The organism is Burkholderia sp. Ac-20345 (assembly GCF_017104825.1).
GTDB lineage: Bacteria > Pseudomonadota > Gammaproteobacteria > Burkholderiales > Burkholderiaceae > Burkholderia > Burkholderia lata_B.
Genome location: NZ_JAAGPO010000444.1, coordinates 1 through 1,965, shown reverse-complemented (window position 1 = coordinate 1,965; position 1,965 = coordinate 1). Strand labels below are relative to the sequence as shown.

General features: G+C 68.4%; 3 protein-coding genes and 1 pseudogene. All 4 read right to left on the bottom strand.

Going from position 1 to position 1,965, the window contains the following annotated elements; all coding sequences use genetic code 11:
* Positions 1-210, bottom strand: a pseudogene (locus G3O06_RS47785) (flagellar hook-length control protein FliK); the annotation flags it as partial.
* A gap of 127 nt (positions 211-337) precedes the next feature.
* Entirely contained in the window at positions 338-670 is a 333-nt protein-coding gene (locus G3O06_RS47780; RefSeq protein ID WP_039354754.1) for a flagellar protein FliT, read from the bottom strand.
* Entirely contained in the window at positions 667-1,101 is a 435-nt protein-coding gene (gene fliS, locus G3O06_RS47775; RefSeq protein ID WP_174916599.1) for a flagellar export chaperone FliS, read from the bottom strand. Before fliS ends, G3O06_RS47780 begins: the two co-directional genes overlap by 4 nt.
* Before the next feature lie 188 nt (positions 1,102-1,289).
* The gene (gene fliE / locus G3O06_RS47770; RefSeq protein ID WP_059232946.1) at positions 1,290-1,634 is read right to left on the bottom strand and encodes a flagellar hook-basal body complex protein FliE; all 345 of its coding nucleotides are present in this window, start codon (positions 1,632-1,634) and stop codon (positions 1,290-1,292) included.
* Between the last annotated feature and the right edge of the window lie 331 nt (positions 1,635-1,965).

Below are 1,965 nucleotides of genomic sequence, written 5' to 3'. Positions count from 1 at the left end.
CACGCGCCCGACATCGGACAGTGCGGTCTGGGTGGAGGCTGGCGGTGCGGCGGGCGGGCTGCCAGCCGAAGGCGTGGACGGCGCGCCGGTGCCCGGCGTGCCGACCTGCGAGGTCGCGCTGCCGCCGGCGGGCGCCGACACGGTGCCGGTCAGCAGGCTGTCGAGGCGGCTCGCCAGCAGCGCGGCCGCAACGGAGTCGATACCGGTCATGATCGGAGCCTGCTCTTAGCCACATCGTTGCGAATCCGGGCACGGCACACCGGTGCCGTCCGCGGGAACTGCGCGCCTGCCGCAACGGGCTCGTGCGCCCCCGCGCCCGTTTCCCCGGAAACGGGCCCTACCCGCGCGCGCGGTAGAGATCGGTCAATACCTTGGTCGAGCGCCGCGCCTCGAACAGCGCGGACAGCCGCGCGACGTCCGGGCTCGCGAGATCGCGAATCGCGGCGTCGTCGGCCAGGATGCGGCGGATCAGGTCGAGCTTGCGGCCGAGATCCGATTCGTCGAGCACGACGCCCGGATCGGCTTCCTTCAGCCCGTCGACCAACTGCATGAATTCGGCCTGCAACCCCGGCAACGCGCTCCAGTCGGCGCTGCGGGCCGCGCCCAGCATCCTGCCCGACACGGCGGCGAGCGCCTCGTAACGTTCGAAGTATTCGGCCTTGCGATTCATCGTGATGCTTCCACTGCCTGTTGCGCGGCCATCCGCGCGACTTCCGGGGCGATCCCCGTCCATGCTTCCTCGAGCGTCGCGAGCAGCCCGTCGACCTCGACCAGCATCGCGTCGCTCGCCTGCGCGTTCGCTTCCAGCAGACGCCGGCCGATATAGGCATACAGCGCGTTCAGCCGCTCCGCGATCTCGCCGCCCGCGTCGCGGTTCAGCGATTCCTTCAACCCGCTCTCGACGATCCGGATCGCCTTGCCGATCGCTTCGCCGCGCGCGGACACATTGCCCTGCTGCAAATGCATGCGCGCCAGCGCAATCGCCTGCCGCGCGCCCTGGTACAGCATCGCGATCAACCGGTGCGGGGAGGCGCCCATCACCCCCGTCTCGACGCCGACACGCGCGTATGCACTGGCTCCAGCGTGTCCTGGGGAAAACATGCGCTTCTCCTTGTTATGCCTTGGCTATACGGGAACCGCCGCCGTGCATCGCACGAAGCGGCCTTCACCGGAGTTATCGGAAGGGATTTGGAAAGCTTTAGGCAAGCCGCGCCCGCCGTCGGGCGCAGTCGAGCCGGCCCACCGGCCGGGTGACCTTCCCCGCTAGCCTTCCCCGCATAGCCGTACTTTCACACCGACATCTGCATGATGTCGTTGTAAGCGCTCACTAGCTTGTTGCGGACCTGGAGCCCGAACTGGAAGCCGATGTTGGCTTTCTGCATGTCGACCATCACGTCGTTCAGCGACACGTTCGGCGCACCGACCTCGAACGCCTTCGCCTCGCCGAGCGCGTGCTGCTGGTCGCCGCTGATCTTGTCGAGCGACGCCTTCATCGCGCTCGCGAACGTGCCGGCCGTCGCCGCGCCCGAGCCGGCCAGCGCCGCCGTCGGGCTCGCGACGCCGCCTGATGCCTGCGCGGCCATCGACTGCATCTGTTGCAACACCGAACCGATTCCGCTGACGTTCGCAGTCATGCTGTCCCCAAAACTGAGCGAAGAGACCCGGACACACCGGGAGATCCGCCGGCGCCGCACCACGCGCACCATGCCGGATTTCGAAAAAGGATAGCAGCGCGCCGCGCGTCAAAGCCGAGAAAGTACGGGGGAAACCCCGCTCTTTTCGGTCGATCGGAGTCCGGCCCGGGTCACGATAATCGCATCGTGTCATTGTCCGCCCGCTCGTCCGAGCGAGCTCAGTCGTCCCGCTCCGGAGAAACTCGACGCATGGATTCGCAGGCCAACTCCCTGATCAACCCAGACGCCCGCGCGGGCCTCGCCAGCCCGGCGCCCGGCGCCGCCGCGGCCA